Source organism: Terrimonas rubra (assembly GCF_042686025.1).
Classification (GTDB): domain Bacteria; phylum Bacteroidota; class Bacteroidia; order Chitinophagales; family Chitinophagaceae; genus Terrimonas; species Terrimonas rubra.
The window spans coordinates 387,975-403,899 of the sequence record NZ_JBHUOZ010000001.1 but is presented as its reverse complement, the minus strand read 5'-3'; the positions used below and the strand labels follow the sequence as shown (position 1 = coordinate 403,899).

Sequence of the window (15,925 nt, the reverse complement as noted above, 5' to 3'; positions counted from 1 at the left end):
ATGGCAACTAAGAAAAAACCTGCAGTAAAAAAACCGGCCGCAAAACCTGTGGCCAAAAAGGCCGCAAAGCCTGCTCCCAAAAAAGCAGCAAAACCGGTAGCTAAACCAGCCCCCAAAAAGGCAGCGGCAAAACCCGCTCCTAAAAAAGCGGCGCCTGCAAAGCCTGCTCCTAAAAAAGCGGCGAAACCGGTAGCTAAACCAGCCCCTAAAAAGGCAGCGGCCAAACCCGCTCCTAAAAAAGCGGCACCTGCAAAGCCTGCTCCTAAAAAAGTAGCGGCCAAACCAGCGCCCAAGCCTGCTGTAAAAGCAGCACCTGCACCAAAAGTTGCTGAAAAGCCAGCGCCTAAACCGGTAGCAAAACCGGCTGAGCCAGTAGCAAAAAAAGCAGCAGCGCCGGCAAAAAAAGAAGCCCCCAAACAACCCGAACACGAATTCCAGTCTTTGGTTTCGGTAAAACCACAGCCAAAGCAGGTGCTTAAAAAAGCACCCCCTAAACCCGCCAAAGTTGTGATCCCGAAAATTGCAACAAAAAGTGCGGTTAAATATGAACCCGAATTTACAAAATCAGTATTAGACCCCATGCAGGAACAATCAGGACTTATTATTCGTTACTCGGACGCGGATTTAGCCGAGTTTAAAGAAATTATCATGCGTAAGTTAGATGCCGCTAAAAAAGAGCTGGCATACCTCCAGGGCCTGATTACCCGTCGTGATGAAGGTGGTGATATGGACGAGGCCCGTTATATGACCATGGAAGACGGCAGTGTGAGTATGGAACGTGAGCAGCTTAGCCAGATGGCCAGCCGCCAGATCACTTTCATTGATCACCTGGAAAAAGCCCTGATGCGTATTGAAAACAAAACCTATGGTATTTGCCGTGTAACCGGTAAGTTAATTGACAAAGCCCGTCTACGTGCGGTGCCGCATGCTACTTTAAGCATTGAGGCCAAACAGGGCATGAACAAGTAATGAACTTATTACCCTATAGTCAAAAGCGTTTAACCCCGGGTTAAACGCTTTTGTTTTTAGTATATGTTTCTTACATATCACTTTACTGATCATGCACCACCCATAATAACCGGTTAATATCAAAGCCATTGGCCGTTGCTATTTTCAGGTACCTGTCCCTGATAGCCTCGTACATATTGGGCTGGCGGCACAGGAGCCACAAATAATCGTGGTTGCGGCCGCAGACAAGGGCATGGGTATAGGCATCGTCAATGGCTAAAACATTATAGCCGTCGTAGAAAGGCCCGAAGAAAGATACCTTCAGCATGCCTGTGTTTTTCTCTTTTACAAACACGGCCTTCCCTTCCGATTTTTTATAGGTATTGGTTTTATAATTATAGCCCCTGTTCACCACTTTTATACTGCCATCTTTATTCAGGGAATAGGTAGCGGTGGTATTGTTCAGGTTTTTTTCATACTTAAAATCAATGCGGGCCACTTCGTACCAGGTACCCAGGTATTTTTTTACATTAAAATTTTCAACGGCTTTTACCCCAGCGGGGATAGTTTGTTTCTTAAACAGGGAGGTAAGGGTACTGATAATTGACATAAGAGGGCTTTTTACATGATACAATGATAGCGCTTGCGCTTCTATACCATAACCAAAAACAATACCGTAAAAAAAATGGCACTTACACGAAGGGAAGTTGTTGCTAAGCAGTTGTAAAAGAGGTTTGTATATAACAATATCAGGATCGCCAGCGTTCGGTTCCCTGATTGGGCTTTAGTTGCGACGCTCCGTTCAGCGGTAGGAATGCTATTGGGCCTTTTGAAGTGTACTGAACATACATAATATTTGCAGAAACAGGTTGGATTTTTTATCAGGAAATTCTTCAGGATCAGCAATATGGATTGTTTGATAAAAGTATTTTTAATAAGCCCTGTTTTTTATTTCCATTTTTCTATCCATTTCTTTTCACCATCTGTAAGAATTTCTATGTTGGGCTCATAGTTGGGATTGGGGATATACCAATCCATGTTTTTATAAAAAGCATTCAGCTCCTGGTTTTGAAAAACATAACCCCGCCTGGCAAAGGGCAGGTTTTTTAAAACCTTTCTTTGAAGATCATTTTGAGGAGCATGTATATTGTCTTCCTGGTAGTAAGAGAAAGGGAGGTATGCCAGGTCCTCAAATCCTAAAACATTTTGCGCATACAAAAACAGGTCACCATTGATCTTGAAATTCTTTTTTTGAAAGACCAGGTTGCCTTTTTGCAGGTGAAACTTTAACGCATCCTGTTCAATGAATGAATTTTTACTGCCTTTAATGTCTTCGGTTTTCCCGATGCCGTTAATCAGCCATTCATTGGCTGTTTTAAAGAAGGACTTATTAATGGAGAAGGTTTCAAATTCCCCAACATCAACGATCAGCGTAAAATCGTCTATTTGTTTATTGGCCCAGCGATTGGCAGCCGTTAAAACATATTCAAAATTATAATTGTAATCAATAGAGCCTGACAGGTCATAGTTATACGTGTGTTTAATGATATTGATGCCTTTTTTGAAATTGGCTTCAAAATGGTACACATAGTAAAAGTCGACATTATTGCCACTTTTGCTCCCTTCAAATTTGGCCAGGTCTAAGGATTTTATTTTTCCGTTTTTATTATACATGGAGTCTGCAACATAGGCCACATTATATTTCAGGATGGCGTTATTCAATTCCACCGTAAAATCCCTCATATACGGGTGGTGCCCGTTTTTCGGTGCACCATCTACATCTCCTTCCGGTGAAAAAGCCTCAAACCCAACCGTCACTTTTTTTGCTTCCTTTGGATTAAAGAACTCATAATAAACGGTTACCTCTATAAACTGGTTCCTGATCTTTTTTAGGGTTAGTATTTCTTTTTTAACGCTGATATCCGTTTCGGTAATAGGGATGAGCTGGTTGCCTTTTGCAAAGAAAGCGCCATCATTGGCGAAGATGGAATAGTTTATGAGGATAAGGAATAGTATAAATAGGGGTCTTGTCATTTGTATCGGTTTCATAAAATATCTGCTAATGTTGATGAGTACCGGGGTTATTAGCTGGGATGCTTTTAATTCAGTATTTTTTCTTTATCAATATTTTTCAATCTTTGCGCCCAATTGTCCAGGACTGTTTTCCGTTGTTCCTGCGATAAACGCTCAACCGAATATACTACTTCTGGTTTCAAAACCGAAAATCCCAGGAATTCAAATATCCCACGGCTTATGGGGAACAGTATTGAATGAATGTCTCCATACTTGTCATGTACATAATTTTTTTCAGGCCCGCCAGTTGTTATAGCAAGCATTGCTTTTTTGCCGACTGAATAGCCAGTATTAAAAATTTTTCCATTGTCATAAAATTTGCCCATAGAAAAAATCTTATCTGTCCATCCTTTTAAGATAGCGGGAACAGAAAACCAGTATAACGGGAATTGCCAGATCATCACGTCACACCATTCTACTTTTTCTTGCTCAGCTGAAATTTCAACTGAAAATGTGTTGTCCAGTGAAGCATAAAGCTCTTCTTCCTGCTGTTTAAAATATTCCGGATTTTTTAATATCGTGAAGTTCTCTTTTCCGCTGACCGCATCAAAATTCATTTTGTATAAGTCGGAAATTTTCACTTCGTGGCCTTCTTTTGCTAAAGTTTTTATTGCTGTTTGAAACATGGCTGCATTGAAACTCTTTTCTTCCGGATGTGCGAATACAATAAGTATTTTCATAATTGTTATTTTATACTATAATAATTTTAGCTACAAAACTATTTTTAGTATATTTCATATACAATAACTATCAGGTTTGATAGGTTAAAAAGAGTAAAATGAAAATAGAATGTTTAAGTGATTATGTTGCCTTTAAGGATAAGAAATATCCTTGTACAGTCAGCCTGACAATGGATTTAATAGGAGGGAAATGGAAGGCCGTAATTCTTTATCATTTGAGGAGTGGAGCAAAACGATATAATGAATTACACAAAGAAAACCCTGCTATAACAGAAATGACATTGAGTTTACAATTGAAACAATTAGAAAAAGATGGATTAGTTTCAAGAAGGGTTTTTGGGAAAAAACCGCCTGTTAAGGTTGTTTATAACCTGACTGATTTTGGAAGATCATTCATCCCTCTTTTGGAAGTAATTACAGCGTTGGGTAATAAAATAGCTATGGAGAAGGGTAAGTTTATACATCTTAGATAAACAGGTTATCTAAAATATAATTTTTGTAAAGCTCAAGGGCTGCCCGATTGGAGCGAAAAGCCCGCAGGCCCGACGCAGGGGGGCGAGGACTTGCAGCGAAAAGCGGGAACTACGGCTGATAAGAGAACAGAACGATGAGAGCCCCCAATAAAAAAGGATGACCGAAGCCATCCTTTGTAAAAATATAGTTGATCCGTTAGCGTCGTCAGATAGCGCTGCTGAACTGCTGTAAAAAGCGCAGGTCATTCTCGCTGAACAAACGGATATCGTTGATACCATACTTGAGCATAGCCGGCCTTTCAATACCCATACCAAAAGCAAAGCCGGTGTATTTATTAGGATCTATTTTACAGTTGAGCAATACATTGGGGTGTACCATGCCGCAACCTAAAATTTCTACCCAGCCGGTTTTTTTACAGATATTACAGCCTTCGCCGCCGCAGATAAAACAGCTTACATCCATTTCGGCGCTGGGCTCGGTAAAGGGGAAGTAAGAAGGGCGGAAACGCACTTTTACATCCTTACCATACATTTCTTTTACAAAGAAGTACAGGGTCTGTTTCAGGTCGGCAAAGGAAACATTCTCATCGATATACAAACCTTCCACCTGGTGAAAGAAACAATGGCTGCGGGCGCTCACGGTTTCATTACGGTACACACGGCCCGGCATTAACATACGGATAGGCAGTTTGCCTTTTTCCATCTCGCGTATCTGTACACTGCTGGTATGGGTACGCAATACCCAGTCGGGGTTTTGCTGAATGTAAAAAGTATCCTGCATATCACGGGCAGGGTGGTGGGCCGGCAGGTTGAGTGCGCCAAAGTTATGCCAGTCATCTTCAATCTCTGGTCCTTCCGCTACGGCAAAGCCCAGGCGCTGGAAGATAGATACAATGCGGTTACGCATCAGGGTAATGGGGTGACGGCCGCCCATGGGTACAGGGTCGCCGGGCAGGCTGAGATCGATACCCGCAGCCGCGCCGGTTGTTGCCGGGGTGATGGCCTGTTGCAGGGTTTCGAAAGTGGCTTCGGCAAATTGTTTAAACTCGTTTAACAATAAGCCGGCTTCCTTTTTCTGTTCGGCCGGAACGTTTTTCATTTCGCCCATGATGGCCTTTACAATACCCTTGGTACCCAGGTATTTAATACGGAAATCCTCTAGCTCCTGCGCCGTGGTGGCCGCATAAGCGGTCATTTCCTGTTTATAAGCGTCAATTTGTTGTAACAGTTGCTGCATAAGGGCGCAAAGATAAGTTTTAAAAGCAAAGAGGCAAGGTTGAAAAGTTTAAAGGTTCAAAAGTTCAAAGGTTCAAATAGTTTAAAGTTTAAGGTTTTAGGTTTAATGTTAAGTTACATGCCGCTTTCAGCTTTCAGCTTTCAGCTTTCAGCCTTCAGCCTTCAGCCTTCAGCCTTCAGCTCATCCAAAGTTTAATTCTCAAATTAACTAATTTTCAAATTGTTCCCCCTGCTTATCTTTGCACTCCTTTATTTAAAGCCTTTTATTATCATGGCACAACATCCCCGCACGCAGGCCATACGCCTGCAGACTGAACGTACCGCACAGAAAGAACATGCGACGCCCTTGTTTTTAACCAGCAGTTTTGTATACGACAAGGCCGAAGACATGGCCGCCGCTTTTGAAGATGATACCCTGGATGTAAATATTTACAGTCGTTTTAAAAACCCGACCGTAGATGAGTTTGTGAATAAAATTGTACAACTGGAAGGAGCCGAGGATGGCGTGGCCACCGCTACGGGTATGGCTGCCGTATTTGCCTCCTTTATGACCTTTTTAAGCGCCGGCGATCATGTGATCTCCGCATCGGCGGTATTTGGCAGTACACACTCCATATTGACAAAGTACTTACCTAAATGGGGTATTACACACAGCTATTTCGACATGACCAAACCCGAAGAAATAGAAGCGCTGATCACCCCCCGGACCAAAATGTTATACCTGGAAACGCCCAGCAACCCGGGCCTGGACATTATTGACCTGCAACTGGTAGGTGATATCTGCCGCAAGCATAATATACTGTTTGTGGTGGACAATTGTTTTGCCACCCCGGCCGTGCAGCAGCCGATTAAATATGGTGCGCACCTGGTATTACATTCTGCCACCAAGTTTATTGACGGCCAGGGACGTGTACTGGGCGGTGTGATCGTTGGTCCCAAAGACCTGGTATACCAGCTGTATTTATTCATCCGCAATACCGGGCCGTCCTTAAGCGCCTTTAACGCCTGGACCTTATCGAAAAGTTTAGAGACCTTATTTATACGCATGGATGCCCATGCTGCCAATGCCCTGGCCCTGGCCAGACACCTGGAAGGACATGAAAAAGTAAGCCGGGTAAAATACCCCTTCCTGCCTTCACATCCGCAGCATGCCATTGCTGTAAAACAAATGAGTAATGGTGGTGGTATTGTAAGTTTTGAACTAAAAGGTGGTATTGACAGCGGCCGTAAGTTTTTAAATGCCTTACAAATGCTGAGCATGACCAATAACCTGGGCGACAGCCGCAGTATTGCCTCGCACCCGGCCAGCACCACGCATTCCAAATTAAGTGAAGCAGAGAGACAGTCCGTAGGTATTACACCCGGCCTGATCCGTATATCGGTAGGCCTGGAGCATATTGATGATATTATTGCGGATATTGAGCAGGCTTTGCAACAGTCGTAATAACAAATGAACAGCATAAAAAAAACGGTTAGCATCAGCTAACCGTTTTTTTATTTAAAAGAATATTACTTCACTTTTTTTACAAATAACCGGGCGCTGTTAATAGCCAGCACCACATCGCTGAGGGCCATGATCAAAGCCCCGTAGGTTGGACCATACACACCCAGTAAGCCAAAAGCCGCAACCGGGATGGCTACAATATTGTAGGAGAAAGCCCAGAACAGGTTCTCTTTGATAGTGATATAGGTATGCCTGCCAAGTCCCAATGCCATGGGCAGGTTTTTTAAACCATTGTTCATTAATACCACCGAGGCAGTCTGCAAGGCTACCTGCGAAGAGTCGCTCATGGAAACCCCGATAGTGGCTTTGGCCAGGGCCGGTGCATCGTTAATGCCATCACCCACCATTACGGTAGGCGTATGGGCGCTTTGCTCGGTGATATAGGCCAGTTTTTGTTCCGGTGTCTGTTCGGCAATAACGGTATCAATACCTACCTGCCCGGCCAGTTCACCGGCTTTCTGTTGCCTGTCGCCGCTCAGTAAAATGGTTTTAATGCCCTTGCCTTGTAAATAACTGACCACTTCTTTGGCTTCGGGTCGCAGTTCGTCTCTTACATCTATCCAGCCCAGTAATTCATTATTCTTTATAATGTAAACATTATGGCTGTCATCAGTTGTAAGTTTCGCTGCCGCCTTCCAGGAGCCGGCCATATAGGTATTACCTTCCATATCCTGTGCCTGCATGCCCAGGCCTTTTATCTCCTCTATCTTTTGCCAGCGGATGGGTGTACCTGCCTTCCATTCACGGGCAATGGTTTTGGCAATGGGGTGGTTGGAATATTTTTCAATGGAGAAGGCAATGTTTTTAAACATTTCTTCGGTTATATTACCGGTTACCTGCCAGCCGGATAAAGCAAAATCGCCGGTGGTAAGCGTACCTGTTTTATCAAACACTACCTGTTTAATATTTTTAAACAGCTCCAGGCTTTTGGCATTGCGGAACAATATACCATTACGGGTGCCGCGTCCCAGGCCCACAGCAATGGCGGCCGGTGTGGCCAGGCCCATGGCACAGGGGCAGGCAATGACCAGTACGGCAATGGCATTCATTAAAGCCGGGGCCAGTTCTTTTAAATAGATCCAGTTCCCAATAAAAGTAAGGGCGGCTATACCTAATACAGTGGGTACAAAAATGGCGCTGATACGGTCGGCCATTTGCTGAACCGGCGGTTTTTCGCCCTGTGCCTGTTTTACCAGGTTAAGTATATTGGATAAAACTGTTTCGTTGCCAGCGGCTGTTACCTGTGCCCTTACGGTGCCTTCCAGCACCAGGCTGCCGCCTACCAGTATATCTTTTGCTTTTTTATGAATGGGTTCGCTTTCGCCGGTCAGCAGGGCTTCGCTTACCTGTACATCACCCCAGAGTATCTTACAGTCTGCGGGAACCTGTTCGCCGTTTTTTATCAGTACAAGGTCGCCTACCCGCAGGCTATCACTGTCTACCGGGAATATTTGCTCCTCGTATTTATCGTCAAAAGCGATCATATTCGCCGTTACTTTCTGCGATTTTACCAGGGCGTTCAGTGATCTCTGGGTAGATTGTACCGTGTTATCTTCCATATAATTACCCAGGAATACCAGGGTAATGATGGTAGCGGCCGTTTCGTAATACATATAACCGGCGCCCAGGTTAAATAAAGTACCTGCCAGGCTGTACACAAAGGCTGCGGTAGCGCCAATGGCGATCAGTACATTCATATTGGGAATGCCGTTGCGGATACTTTTCCAGGCGCTGGGGCCATAAAAACTCATACCGATAATGAATACCGGTAAACAAAGCGCCAGCTGTACCCAGGGGTTCATTAAAAAATGAATATGTACACCGGGTATCATGTGTAACATAAGCACCAGGGTAAAAGGCAGGCAGATCCAGAAGCGGCGTAAATGGGTCCATTTGCTTTTGGGATGGTCATGACCCGCATGCGGATCGCCGGTGCCGGATAAAACGGTATAACCCAGGCCGTGGAGGTCCTTTGTTAACTGCTGTTCATCCATATTACCGGCTGCGTCAAATATCACATCGCCGGTAGCATAATTTACTTTTACGTTCTTATGCCCTTTTTTTTCCAAGTACTTATTAATGGTGAGGGCACAGTTGGCGCAATCCATTCCTTCTACCTTCCATTCTATTTTTTTGTTATGTGCTGTTGCTGTATCTGGCATAATATTGATTCGTTATGGTATAACAATAGGCGGCTTGTATTGGTTTACGGTATCAATACCGTTTGATAGTACAAAGTTACTTCAATTAAAAACGGCTTATTTACCATGCAGGGAATAATAAAGCAACAACGTTGCTATTAAAGCTATTTTTGCAGTATGATTTTTGAATTTACGTTGCAAAACATTCAACAGGCGGCAGCGCAATTCTGGAGCCTGGCCGGCGATGCCAAAATATTTGCTTTTCATGCACCCATGGGCACGGGTAAAACCACTTTTATACAACAACTGTGTATAGCCAAGGGAGTACAGTCGGTGGTAAGCAGTCCCACCTTTTCTATTATTAACGAATATGTGTACGATTGTAACGGCACCAAAAGGGCCATTTTTCATATGGACCTGTACCGTTTGCGTGATGAAGCCGAAGCCATACAGGCCGGGGTAGAAGATACCCTGTACAGCGGTTATATCTGCCTGGTGGAGTGGCCCGAAAAAGCGCCGGCATTATTTCCGCCCGGTACGGTACATGTTCATCTTGAACGTATAAATGCGGATACCTGCCGGTGCAGCATAACGCAGAATTAAGTAATTTTGGTGAGCAATGCTAATGGTTGCTATTGTTAAACTACTACATGAGTCAGCACAAACCGCTAATAAGCACTTCGTTTAGTTACGAAACCCTGGAAGAAACTTTAGATATTAAGCCTAAAGCCGAAGGCATGATGATAGGCATTCCCAAAGAAATAGCCTTCCAGGAAAACCGCATAGCCTTAACCCCCGATGCGGTAAGTGTACTGGTGAGCAACGGCCACCAGGTAATGATAGAGCATAATGCAGGTGATGCCTCCCATTTCAGGGATAAGGATTACAGTGAAGCAGGCGCCAAAATTGTATACGACCGTGCCGAAGTATTTAAAGCGCCCATACTGGTAAAAAGCGCCCCGGTTATTGAAGATGACCTGCCGCTTTTACAATACAACCAGGTAATTATTTCCCCTATTCATTTATCCGTTTTAAAGACCGAGATACTGGCCAGTATGATGGAAAAACGCATCACGGCCATTTCTTTTGAAAACCTGATGGATGAAACAGAGTCTTACCCCATTGTACGCAGCATGAGTGAGATAGCCGGCAGTGCGGTAATGCTCATCGCGGCGCAATACCTTAGCTCGGCCAACCATGGCAAGGGTGTTTTACTGGGTGGTATATCCGGCATTGCCCCTACAAAGGTTATTATCATTGGCGCCGGTACCGTAGGTGAATATGCCGCCCGTGCGGCCCTGGCATTGGGCGCTTCGGTAAAAGTGTTTGACAATAGTGTATCCCGTTTAAAACGTTTACAAAACAATATAGGCCAGCGTATGTGGACTTCTGTAATAGAACCACGCCTGCTGGCCAAACAATTAAAAACCTGTGAAGTGGCGGTGGGCGCTTTGGGTTCGCATACAGGCCGTACGCCCATGGTGGTTACCGAGGAGATGGTGAGCAATATGCGTCCCGGCTCAGTGATACTGGATGTAAGCATTGACCGCGGCGGTTGTTTTGAAACTTCGGAGATCACGAGTCACGAACACCCTATTTTTATGAAATACGGGGTAATACATTATTGTGTGCCCAATATTCCCTCCGGCTTTGCCCGTACTGCTTCGCAGGCCATCAGTAATGTACTGATGCCTTTGATACTGGAAGCAGGGGAAGAAGGCGGCTTTGAAAAACTGGTCTGGCATAAACTGCATTTGCGCAGCGGCATCTATTTATTCAAAGGGGCATTGACCAATTTTTATTTAAGCCAGCGTTTCGATTTAAAATACACCGACCTCAACCTGCTCATTGCCAGCAGGCGGTAAATTGCAGTAATATCTGGGGCTGTCAGCAACAGTAATTGCATCAGCAGCAGTTCGCCGCCCGGCTGCAATACTTTATGTCCGGCTGCTATGGCTATGCTGCACATAAAGTATTTCCGCCTAAGCGGCGCAGCCTTTCAGCTGTAATACTACATTCAAACTTTTTATTACTTTGATAAATTACAGCTATCTTTAAAATAACCAATAAGTAATGACCGTTTTATATTATAATTTAAATGTAATTGTATAAAAGGCATTATTGTATTTTTAGGATTTTTCATAATTTTACAAACAAATTATAATTTATGAGTAACAATCAAAAACGTCTTTTATCTGACTTGGCAAAGCAGATTAAAGCTGAACCCAAAAAAAGGTCTCAGGTTGTTATCTCTTTGAAGTCGGCTAAAATCTTGACAAAGAACGAAAATCTCACCAGCCATTATTCCAACTTAAGCAAAGTTGTTTCCGCTTCTAAATAATGTACAACAGTAGACCAAATCTAATTATTGGTTTTCATGGATGTGATGAATCAATACGTAATCACCTTGTGCAAAACCCAAATTCAGTTAAAAAAAGCCAGGAAACATTTGACTGGCTGGGTCATGGTTTTTATGTTTGGGAGAATAACTATGAAAGGGCATTGAAATGGGCGAAGGATAAAAAGAAAAGAGGAGGGTTGACTAAACCGGCAGTATTGGGTGTAGTTTTGCAATTAAATCATTGTCTTGACTTTACTGATTCAGCATTCATTGATATTATTTCAGCATACTATGCTTTAATGAAGGATGATTTTGCCTTCTTGCAAAAAGAATTGCCTCAAAATAAGAATCTAGCCAATGACAAACATCATGATCTGATTTTACGCGAGTTAGACTGTGCTGTAATCGAATATATGCATCAAAAAATGGCAGAAAAAATTCAGAATGATATTGATGCTCATGGAAATAGTGCATTACAATATTTTGATACGACAAGAGGAATTTTTACTGAAGGAGGACCGGCGTTTGAAGGCGCAGGCATTCAATCCAAAAATCATATTCAGATATGTATTCGTAATCTAAATTGTATCAAAGGTTTTTTTATCCCCCGGGATGAAGTAAAATTTCCATAATTAACTTAATCTATACTAACCTCAGGAAACAGAACTATTATACTTTCTCCAGTAATACCGTAGCATAGGCCACCAAACCTTCTTCACGGCCCACAAAACCCATTTTTTCGGTAGTAGTGGCTTTAATGGATACATCTTTAATCGTTACACCGGCAATACCGGCAATGGTTTCCTGCATGGCCGGCACATGGGGTTTAATTTTGGGTGCTTCCAGGCATAGGGATGAATCAATGTTCACTACTTTATAACCTTCTGCATGTATCAGTTCAATTGTTTTACGCAGTAATATTTTGCTGTCAATATCTTTAAACTCGTTGCTGGTATCGGGGAAATGCACACCAATATCACCCAGGGCCAGTGCGCCTAATAAAGCATCGCAGATGGCATGTAATAACACGTCTGCATCACTGTGTCCCAGTGCGCCTTTATGATGGGGGATTTTTACCCCACCGATCCACAGATCGCGGCCTGCTACTAACTGGTGAAAATCGATACCTGAACCTATACGAAATGACATAGTGCTTACTATTTTATAATGGAAATATTTATGCTGTTATCTGATGCGGGAGCCTGTTGCGCAAATATACAGCCCGGTGACGGTTATATATTTTAAACTGCCTGTAAATAAAAAAGCCCCTTTGCAGGGGCTTTACTTGTATAAGAACTTTACAAATTAATCTGCATTGTTGCCAAAATCAAACGCTACCGATAAACGGATCGTGTTTGACAGCGGGATCCTGGTGACACCGCTTCCTGTTGGAGCCAGGTAAGAGAAGTTGATACCGAAGATATTGTATTTTAAACCCAGGCCGGCAGTGAAATAGCGACGGTTACCTTTGGTTTTATCTTCGTAGAAATAACCGGCACGTAAGGCAAACTGGTTGTTATACCAGTATTCGGCACCGGCAGAAAGCTGGAACTCTCTCATTTCTTCGCCAAAACCACCCGGGGCATCACCAAATGAACTGAACCAGCTGCCTACAACCGCTTTGCTTCTGTAATCGTTTAAAGCGTTAGGGTCGCTCAGGTTTTCGGGAGGAGTAGGTACTAATAATTTATTAGCGTCTATACCGAAAGTGATCTTGTTTTTATCGTCGAAGTTTTTAGTATAAGTAGCACCCAGGCCCAAGTTGGCAGGGATATAGTCTCTTGCATCGGCATTGTCGGTATAGGCTATTTTGGTACCCAGGTTGCTTAACTGTGCGCCAAAGGCAAAACCATTACCGGCTTCGTTCTTGTTATCGTAAAATAAGCCGATATCACCCGCAATAGCGCTACCTACTTTATAGGTATAACCGCCTGAGCCTACACCGGCAGCCAGGTCGGAGTTAATATAACGTAAGCTAACACCCAGGCCTAATTTAGAAGATAAACGACGGGAGTAGCCCAGATCGATACCAAACTCACGGGGACGGCCGCTGCCAATATTATTGGAGTTATCATCCGTGAACTGGATATCACCTAAATTAAAGTAACGGAAGCCCAGATTCAGTGCCGAGTTTTCATCAATTTTATAAAAACCGGAAAGAGATGCCAGGTAAACATCGTTTACAATATCTTTTAACCAGGGAGAATAAGTGGCCACCAGGCCGCCTTTTGACTCGTTAAAGGCTACTTTACCAATATTCCAGAAACCTGCAGATGCATCGGGGGAAGTGGCAAGGCCAATATCACCCATACCGCTGGAGCGGGCATCAGGGGCCACACGTAAAAACGGAACAGCAGTGGTCACTACATTGATCCGGTTGTTTTGCGCGTAAGCTGACAGGGAAAAAGCAGAAGCAAAGAATAGAGCAGCAGTTAGTTTTAAGGATCTTGATCTCATTAGCTAGTATTTAAATGATTGGTTGCAAATATAAATATATATAAAAATGCTTTATAACAAGAATAGTATTAAAATAAAAACTTTTAAAACAAGTTGGCCAAACCGCCAAGGGTTTACTGCAAAAAATGGCAACGGCAATTAATTGTTTTATTGCCCTAAGGAACGCCTGTTGATACTATTTATTGTTTACCTGATGAATAAAATTGATTTTTTTTATCCCCGCCACTAACACATTGCAGGTTAATGCGTAAGAAACAGGTAAATAGTATAAAAACAGCTAAAAAAAAGTAGTTTTCCGCTTAGTAGTTTTTGACAAAGTGTATATATTCGCAGGCCGTCCGGTGAATATTTTGGCGGCTAACGCAATAATTATGTTTAACTGAGCGTTAACTTTATCCAATTCGTAGGCTTATGCAATACATTATGAACGTGAAAAACTTAGTAATCCTTTTATCCTTCAGCGTGCTCGCTGTTTCCTGTAACAGGAACAAAAGCGGCAAATCCAGCGTAACCGGCTGGAACTACAACGACAAAAACATGGGCGGTTTCCAGGTAGCCAAAGCTACTGACCAGAAAACCGGTCCCGGATTAGTATTCGTAGAAGGCGGTACCTTTACCATGGGTCAGACAGAAGAAGATGTAATGGGCGACTGGAATAATATTCCCCGTCGTGTATCTGTTCCTTCTTTTTATATTGACCGTACAGAGGTGGCCAACGTACACTACCGCGAATACCTATACTGGTTAAACAAAGTATTTGACCCTACCGACCCGCAAAACCTGCCCATTGTAGAAGGTGCTTTACCCGATACATTGTCCTGGAGAAGCGAGTTGAGTTATAACGAGCCGATGGTAGAATACTACCTGCGTCACCCGGGCTTTAACTACTACCCTGTAGTGGGTGTAAGCTGGAAACAGGCCAATGATTTCTGTTTATGGCGCAGTGACCGTGTGAACGAAGGTATTTTATTACAAAAAGGCTTTGTTAACAAACAATCTTTAAATGGTCAGCAGGGCGCTGATAACTTTACCACCAAATCTTACTTATTAGGCGTAGGCTACCAGCCACCGCCAGGTAAAGGCGCTACTTCTAAAAAGAACCCTTTAAAAACCCCTCAGGGTCAGCCACGTACCAATGTTACCATGGAAGACGGTTTATTATTACCTGATTACCGTTTACCTTTTGAAGCGGAGTGGGAATATGCCGCTTACGGCCTGATAGATCAGAATCCCCGCACCAGCACTAAGAAAAAACGTGGTGAGGAACTGGTACAGAACAGGCAGGTTTACCCCTGGTCGCAAAACCCCAATGGTTTGCGTGATGTAAGACATGGCAGCTGGCAAGGTCAGTTTTTAGCCAACTTTAAACGTGGATCGGGTGATAATGCGGGTGTTGCCGGTGGTTTAAATGACAATGCCTTTTATACTGCTGATGTAAAATCATTCTATCCCAATGCTTTTGGTCTGTATAATATGGCCGGTAATGTGAACGAATGGGTACATGATGTATTCCGTCCTTTATCAACACTTGATTTTGACGATATGCCTGCACCTACCCGTGGTAACAAATTCCAGACTATTGTAAAAGACCCAAGCACCGGCGAAGCAATGGTGAACGATACAACCGGTCGTGTGGTAATGCGTGATGTAACAGATGAGGAAAGCAAAAACCGCCGTAACTACCAGCGTGGTAACGTAATTAACTACCTGGATGGTGATACTGCTTCACAGGCCTCCTATGGTTATGGTACTACAACCCTGGTAAGCGACCACTCCCGTGTGTACAAAGGTGGTAGCTGGAACGACCGTGCTTACTGGCTGTCGCCCGGAACACGCCGTTTCCTGGAAGAAGACCAGGCCCTGAGCACACTTGGTTTCCGTTGTGCCATGAACAGCATGGGCGGAGCCGCTAACGGTAAAGGAACCCGTAAAACCGGTAACCAGTTCCCTACCAAACGCTCTAAAAGATAATTGAACTGTTTTTATATAAAGCCCCTCACCACGAGGGGCTTTTTTATTACCGGGACCTGGAGTGGCGGCAAAAGCAAAAAGGTTATATTTTTATTGAAAAT

General features: G+C 43.5%; 14 protein-coding genes. 7 read left to right on the top strand and 7 right to left on the bottom strand.

The annotated features are described in order from the left end of the window. A complete protein-coding gene (locus ACFS6H_RS01610) occupies nt 1–969 on the top strand; it encodes a TraR/DksA family transcriptional regulator (protein WP_386094413.1) in 969 nt (322 codons plus the stop codon). A gap of 82 nt (nt 970–1,051) precedes the next feature. Here the strand turns inward: ACFS6H_RS01610 and ACFS6H_RS01605 are convergent, their stop codons facing one another. From ACFS6H_RS01605 to ACFS6H_RS01595, 3 genes are all read right to left on the bottom strand, one after another. Beyond that, entirely contained in the window at nt 1,052–1,558 is a 507-nt protein-coding gene (locus tag ACFS6H_RS01605) for a lipocalin family protein (RefSeq protein WP_386094411.1), read from the bottom strand. A gap of 338 nt (nt 1,559–1,896) precedes the next feature. Continuing rightward, complete coding sequence (locus ACFS6H_RS01600) at nt 1,897–2,982, bottom strand: YARHG domain-containing protein (protein ID WP_386094408.1); 1,086 nt, start codon at nt 2,980–2,982, stop codon at nt 1,897–1,899. 65 nt (nt 2,983–3,047) lie between these two features. After that, nucleotides 3,048–3,701 (bottom strand): NAD(P)H-dependent oxidoreductase, encoded by a 654-nt coding sequence (locus ACFS6H_RS01595; protein ID WP_386094405.1) that lies wholly within the window; start codon nt 3,699–3,701, stop codon nt 3,048–3,050. A 98-nt stretch (nt 3,702–3,799) separates the two neighbouring features. Between ACFS6H_RS01595 and ACFS6H_RS01590 the strand changes: the two genes are divergently transcribed. Continuing rightward, a complete protein-coding gene (locus tag ACFS6H_RS01590; protein WP_386094403.1) occupies nt 3,800–4,174 on the top strand; it encodes a winged helix-turn-helix transcriptional regulator in 375 nt (124 codons plus the stop codon). Between the two features lie 205 nt (nt 4,175–4,379). On the opposite strand, the gene pheS is transcribed toward ACFS6H_RS01590, so the two are convergent. Beyond that, on the bottom strand, nt 4,380–5,411 hold the full coding sequence (gene pheS / locus ACFS6H_RS01585; protein WP_386094400.1) for a phenylalanine--tRNA ligase subunit alpha: 1,032 nt from the start codon (nt 5,409–5,411) through the stop codon (nt 4,380–4,382). Between the two features lie 270 nt (nt 5,412–5,681). On the opposite strand from pheS, the gene ACFS6H_RS01580 reads away from it, so the two are divergent. Beyond that, nucleotides 5,682–6,854 (top strand): trans-sulfuration enzyme family protein, encoded by a 1,173-nt coding sequence (locus ACFS6H_RS01580; RefSeq protein WP_386094397.1) that lies wholly within the window; start codon nt 5,682–5,684, stop codon nt 6,852–6,854. 65 nt (nt 6,855–6,919) lie between these two features. Here ACFS6H_RS01580 and ACFS6H_RS01575 read toward each other — a convergent pair whose 3' ends face one another. Next, nucleotides 6,920–9,076 carry a heavy metal translocating P-type ATPase gene (locus ACFS6H_RS01575; RefSeq protein WP_386094395.1) on the bottom strand — a complete coding sequence of 719 codons (2,157 nt, stop codon included), beginning with the start codon at nt 9,074–9,076 and terminating at the stop codon, nt 6,920–6,922. A gap of 156 nt (nt 9,077–9,232) precedes the next feature. Here ACFS6H_RS01575 and tsaE point away from each other — a divergent pair, with 156 nt between their 5' ends. The 3 genes from tsaE (at nt 9,233) to ACFS6H_RS01560 (ending at nt 12,028) form a co-directional block, all read left to right on the top strand. After that, nucleotides 9,233–9,658 (top strand): tRNA (adenosine(37)-N6)-threonylcarbamoyltransferase complex ATPase subunit type 1 TsaE, encoded by a 426-nt coding sequence (gene tsaE / locus ACFS6H_RS01570; RefSeq protein ID WP_386094392.1) that lies wholly within the window; start codon nt 9,233–9,235, stop codon nt 9,656–9,658. A gap of 47 nt (nt 9,659–9,705) precedes the next feature. Next, entirely contained in the window at nt 9,706–10,920 is a 1,215-nt protein-coding gene (locus ACFS6H_RS01565) for an alanine dehydrogenase (protein ID WP_386094389.1), read from the top strand. Nucleotides 10,921–11,395: 475 nt separating this feature from the next. Beyond that, nucleotides 11,396–12,028, top strand: a complete 633-nt coding sequence (locus ACFS6H_RS01560) for a hypothetical protein (RefSeq protein ID WP_386094386.1) — start codon at nt 11,396–11,398, stop codon at nt 12,026–12,028. Nucleotides 12,029–12,065: 37 nt separating this feature from the next. Here ACFS6H_RS01560 and ispF read toward each other — a convergent pair whose 3' ends face one another. Beyond that, nucleotides 12,066–12,545 (bottom strand): 2-C-methyl-D-erythritol 2,4-cyclodiphosphate synthase, encoded by a 480-nt coding sequence (gene ispF / locus ACFS6H_RS01555; RefSeq protein WP_386094383.1) that lies wholly within the window; start codon nt 12,543–12,545, stop codon nt 12,066–12,068. Between the two features lie 156 nt (nt 12,546–12,701). Beyond that, a complete protein-coding gene (gene porV, locus ACFS6H_RS01550; protein ID WP_386094380.1) occupies nt 12,702–13,853 on the bottom strand; it encodes a type IX secretion system outer membrane channel protein PorV in 1,152 nt (383 codons plus the stop codon). A 423-nt stretch (nt 13,854–14,276) separates the two neighbouring features. On the opposite strand from porV, the gene ACFS6H_RS01545 reads away from it, so the two are divergent. Beyond that, entirely contained in the window at nt 14,277–15,824 is a 1,548-nt protein-coding gene (locus ACFS6H_RS01545) for an SUMF1/EgtB/PvdO family nonheme iron enzyme (RefSeq protein WP_386094377.1), read from the top strand. The last annotated feature ends 101 nt before the right edge of the window (nt 15,825–15,925 follow it).

Excerpts from the sequence above, each read along its gene's own strand:
- ACFS6H_RS01600 (WP_386094408.1), bottom strand. The coding sequence starts at position 2,982 with ATGACAAGACCCCTATTTATACTATTCCTTATCCTCATAAACTATTCC.
- porV (WP_386094380.1), bottom strand. The coding sequence starts at position 13,853 with ATGAGATCAAGATCCTTAAAACTAACTGCTGCTCTATTCTTTGCTTCT.
- tsaE (WP_386094392.1), top strand. The coding sequence starts at position 9,233 with ATGATTTTTGAATTTACGTTGCAAAACATTCAACAGGCGGCAGCGCAA.
- ACFS6H_RS01560 (WP_386094386.1), top strand. The coding sequence starts at position 11,396 with ATGTACAACAGTAGACCAAATCTAATTATTGGTTTTCATGGATGTGAT.
- ACFS6H_RS01610 (WP_386094413.1), top strand. The coding sequence starts at position 1 with ATGGCAACTAAGAAAAAACCTGCAGTAAAAAAACCGGCCGCAAAACCT.
- pheS (WP_386094400.1), bottom strand. The coding sequence starts at position 5,411 with ATGCAGCAACTGTTACAACAAATTGACGCTTATAAACAGGAAATGACC.
- ACFS6H_RS01575 (WP_386094395.1), bottom strand. The coding sequence starts at position 9,076 with ATGCCAGATACAGCAACAGCACATAACAAAAAAATAGAATGGAAGGTA.
- ACFS6H_RS01590 (WP_386094403.1), top strand. The coding sequence starts at position 3,800 with ATGAAAATAGAATGTTTAAGTGATTATGTTGCCTTTAAGGATAAGAAA.
- ACFS6H_RS01545 (WP_386094377.1), top strand. The coding sequence starts at position 14,277 with ATGAACGTGAAAAACTTAGTAATCCTTTTATCCTTCAGCGTGCTCGCT.
- ACFS6H_RS01580 (WP_386094397.1), top strand. The coding sequence starts at position 5,682 with ATGGCACAACATCCCCGCACGCAGGCCATACGCCTGCAGACTGAACGT.
- ispF (WP_386094383.1), bottom strand. The coding sequence starts at position 12,545 with ATGTCATTTCGTATAGGTTCAGGTATCGATTTTCACCAGTTAGTAGCA.
- ACFS6H_RS01595 (WP_386094405.1), bottom strand. The coding sequence starts at position 3,701 with ATGAAAATACTTATTGTATTCGCACATCCGGAAGAAAAGAGTTTCAAT.
- ACFS6H_RS01605 (WP_386094411.1), bottom strand. The coding sequence starts at position 1,558 with ATGTCAATTATCAGTACCCTTACCTCCCTGTTTAAGAAACAAACTATC.
- ACFS6H_RS01565 (WP_386094389.1), top strand. The coding sequence starts at position 9,706 with ATGAGTCAGCACAAACCGCTAATAAGCACTTCGTTTAGTTACGAAACC.